The organism is Planktotalea sp., from assembly GCF_049680325.1.
Taxonomy (GTDB): Bacteria; Pseudomonadota; Alphaproteobacteria; order Rhodobacterales; family Rhodobacteraceae; genus Planktotalea.
In genome coordinates, this window is record NZ_JBAUHO010000170.1 from 1 (window position 1) to 3,090 (window position 3,090).

The window sequence follows — 3,090 nt, forward strand, 5'->3', positions numbered from 1 at the left end:
TTGCGCGCGCCCAAGGATTAGCGCGTGAACATCATGCGTGCCTTCATAGGTGTTCACTGTCTCCAGGTTTACCATATGGCGGATCACGTGGAACTCGGCCGAAATGCCATTGCCGCCATGCATATCCCGCGACATACGCGCGATATCCAATGCCTTGCCGCAGTTGTTACGTTTGACGATCGAAATCATCTCGGGCGCCGCATTTGCGCTATCCATCAAACGCCCTACCTGTAGACTTGCCTGTAGCCCCAGAGCGATCTCTGTTTGCATGTCGGCCAGCTTTTTCTGGAACAACTGTGTCTGCGCCAAAGGCTTGCCAAACTGTTTGCGATCTAGTCCGTATTGACGCGAAGCATGCCAGCAGAATTCAGCCGCGCCCATCGCGCCCCAGCTGATGCCATAGCGTGCACGGTTAAGGCAGCCGAACGGTCCTTTGAGGCCCTGAACATGCGGCAGCAACGCGTCATTACCAACCTCGACACCATCCATGACAATCTCGCCTGTGATAGAGGCTCGCAAGGACAGTTTGTTGCCAACTTTTGGCGCGCTCAAACCCTTCATGCCTTTCTCAAGGACGAATCCACGGATCTTTCCACCATGCTCTTCGGACTTGGCCCAGACAACAAACACATCGGCAATCGGGCTGTTGGATATCCACATTTTCGAGCCGGTCAATTTGTACCCGGTGGCGGTCTTTTCTGCGCGTGTTTTCATGCCCGCAGGATCGGACCCCGCATCAGGCTCTGTCAGGCCAAAACAGCCGATCCACTCGCCGGACGCCAGTTTCGGAAGGTACTTCTTACGCTGCTCTTCGCTGCCATAGGCATAGATCGGATACATCACGAGCGAGCTTTGCACAGACATCATCGAACGGTATCCGCTATCCACGCGCTCAACCTCGCGCGCGACCAGACCGTAGCTGACGTAACCGCCACCGAGCCCGCCGTATTCCTCTGGAATCGTTGTGCCCAAAAGTCCCATATCGCCCATTTCGCGAAAAATGCTCGCGTCGGTTTTCTCTTCCTGAAACGCCTCCAACACGCGCGGCTGTAGCTTTTCTTGCGCATAGGCGCGCGCGCTTTCAGCGATCATGCGCTCATCTTCTGTAAGCTGGTCGGCCAACCGAAATGGATCGTCCCACTGAAATGAACTCAGATCAGGTTGGTCTTTTGCGCGAAGCGTTGGTTTTGCTGATGTTTCAGACATTTTCATAGCCCTGTTATGACAATTTCGTCGCCAGCATAGACGCGCAAACGCAATAAGGCTAACAATATACTCTCGTCAGTTCATGAGTTTTAAGAATATGAAAGCGCCCTCTCTACCCCGCCGATATCTCCCCTCGATGGCGTCATTGCGCGCGCTGGAGGCGCTGGATCGCCATGGCACAGCGACAGGCGCAGCGCAGGAGCTTTCGCTGACGCAAAGTGCGGTGTCACGGCAATTGCAGGTGCTCGAAGAACAACTAGGCGTGCCGCTAATCCTACGGGAAAAGCGCCGCATGCGTATGAGTGATGCCGGCGCGCGGTATGCGCAGGAAATTCGCGCGGCGCTTGCCCAGATTGCGCGCGCGTCAATGCAGCTGCATCTTGACCCCGGCGCAGGTGGCCTTAGCCTTGCGATCCTGCCCAGTTTTGGCATGCGCTGGCTGGTGCCGCGCCTTGCCCATTTCGCGGCGTTGAATCCGGATGTCACCGTGAACCTTTCAACGCGCCTAACGGCTGTGAACTTCCTTGCTGATCCATTTGATGCGGCGATCCAATATGGCGACGGGCATTGGCCCGAATGCCAAAGCCTGCTGCTGCGCGAAGAAACCCTCATTCCCGTCTGTGCACCCGGCCTGCTTGAGGGCGGCGCGCTTGCATCGGCAGGGGCTCTCAGCGCCCTGCCCTTGTTGCATATCCAAACGCGCCCTGACGCTTGGAACACGTGGCTCGCGTCGCACGGCGCTCCTGTGCCCGGCAGTGCCGGCGCGCGCTTCGATCAGTTTTCGACAATAACACAGGCCGCTATTCACGGGCTTGGCGTTGCGCTCTTGCCCGATTTCATTGCAGAACAGGAACTCGCCTCTGGCCGCCTTATAACTGCCTATGGCGGGCCGACGCGCGCATTGGGGGCCTATTATCTGGTCTGGCCAGAAACCAATACTCAAAACCCTGCCCTAAGCGTGTTTCGCGACTGGATCGCAACCCAGACCGAAGGCGAGGACGGGCTGCCCCGCTAACGCTTCATTTTGCCAAATAAACTCCGGGGGAGTCTTGGCAAGGCCAAGGAGGGGGCTGGCCCCCTCCTGCCTTATCCGAGCGAATACCCTGCCCCGCGCACCGTGCGGATCGGATCGCTGCCGCCGAAGGCCGTCAGAGCCTTGCGCAAACGTCCCACATGGACATCAACCGTGCGTGTATCAACATAGCTATCGCGCCCCCAGACCCGATCCAGCATTTGCTCGCGCGGCCAGACGCGGCCGGGTTTTTCCATGAATTGACTGAGCAGCCGAAATTCGGTCGGTCCAAGTTTGATGCTCTCGCCGGCGCGCGTGACAGTATAGGTTTCGCCGTCAAGCACGATGTCCTCAAAACTCAGGCGCGCGCCAACTGCCGCGCCGCGCGTGCGCCGTAACTGCGCGCGCACCCGCGCCAGCAGTTCCTTTACCGAATAGGGTTTGACAACATAATCATCCGCGCCGGTTTCCAAACCTCGGACCTTGTCCACTTCTTCGGATCGCGCAGACAGCATGATGACAGGTATGTCTTTCGTGTCTTGCCGCGATTTGATCTGCCGGCACACCTCGATGCCCGACACCCCCGGCAACATCCAGTCAAGGACGATCAGGTCTGGCATTTCTTCGGAAACCAGAAGCAGGCCCTCATCGCCGCTACCTGCCTGCACAACGCGAAACCCTTCTGCTTCCAGGTTATAGGACAGCACCTCGCGCTGCGCCGCTTCGTCCTCGACCAGCAATACGCAAGGTTGCGCGGCTGCCATCGCGCTACACCTTTGAGGCCGAAAGATGGGTCGAAGAAATATCACCTTTCTGGCGATCATCTTCTGGCGCGGTACCAGTCACAAGATAGACAACCTGCTCTGCAATAT

Annotated in this window: 3 protein-coding genes and 1 pseudogene; 1 reads left to right on the forward strand and 3 read right to left on the reverse strand. The window is 57.8% G+C overall.

Features of this window, described 5'->3' with window-relative positions; all coding sequences use genetic code 11:
• Positions 1-1,206 (reverse strand): acyl-CoA dehydrogenase (locus WBC85_RS07860; protein ID WP_424434916.1); only part of this gene is annotated, 1,206 nt, incomplete at its 3' end.
• Positions 1,207-1,303: 97 nt separating this feature from the next.
• Here WBC85_RS07860 and WBC85_RS07865 point away from each other — a divergent pair.
• Entirely contained in the window at positions 1,304-2,221 is a 918-nt protein-coding gene (locus WBC85_RS07865) for a LysR substrate-binding domain-containing protein (protein WP_424434919.1), read from the forward strand.
• A 71-nt stretch (positions 2,222-2,292) separates the two neighbouring features.
• Here WBC85_RS07865 and phoB read toward each other — a convergent pair whose 3' ends face one another.
• The gene (gene phoB, locus WBC85_RS07870) at positions 2,293-2,982 is read right to left on the reverse strand and encodes a phosphate regulon transcriptional regulator PhoB (RefSeq protein WP_424434922.1); all 690 of its coding nucleotides are present in this window, start codon (positions 2,980-2,982) and stop codon (positions 2,293-2,295) included.
• 4 nt (positions 2,983-2,986) lie between these two features.
• A pseudogene (locus WBC85_RS07875) lies at positions 2,987-3,090 on the reverse strand (phosphate signaling complex protein PhoU); the annotation flags it as partial.